The 312-nt window shown below is 42.0% G+C and carries 1 protein-coding gene; it reads right to left on the bottom strand.

All coding sequences use genetic code 11. The features are described from left to right. Positions 1-312: transposase (locus tag ACTNBF_RS16610; protein ID WP_441089717.1), on the bottom strand; the 312-nt coding region annotated here is incomplete at both ends.

Genomic DNA, 312 nt, shown 5'->3' with positions numbered 1-312 from the left:
CGGCAATAGATCTCTTGTCAAAATCTTTCGTCGGGCCAATGATATTTGATTCTTTGGAGGATGCGATAAGACAACTGTTAACAGGCATAAATGTATTGCCATCGCTCCATCCAAGCGTCAACAGACGGAATCCTTTGCGAAATTTCATTCCAACGTGATCAAAGACTCTGGAACCCAGTTCAGTCTTCTTGCAGCTGGTACGATTAAAGAGAGTGTCATCGACTATAAACACATTGACACGCTTTTCATCAGTAAGATTTTTGATGTCACCGTTAATGATCTCTGATGCTAGAGAAGAAGTAAAGCGGAGCC

Origin of the sequence: Bariatricus sp. HCP28S3_A4 (assembly GCF_052066395.1) — a bacterium.
GTDB lineage: Bacteria > Bacillota > Clostridia > Lachnospirales > Lachnospiraceae > Allocoprococcus.
Note: the sequence above shows the minus strand (reverse complement) of the source record. Positions and strands in the feature narration are given on the sequence as shown.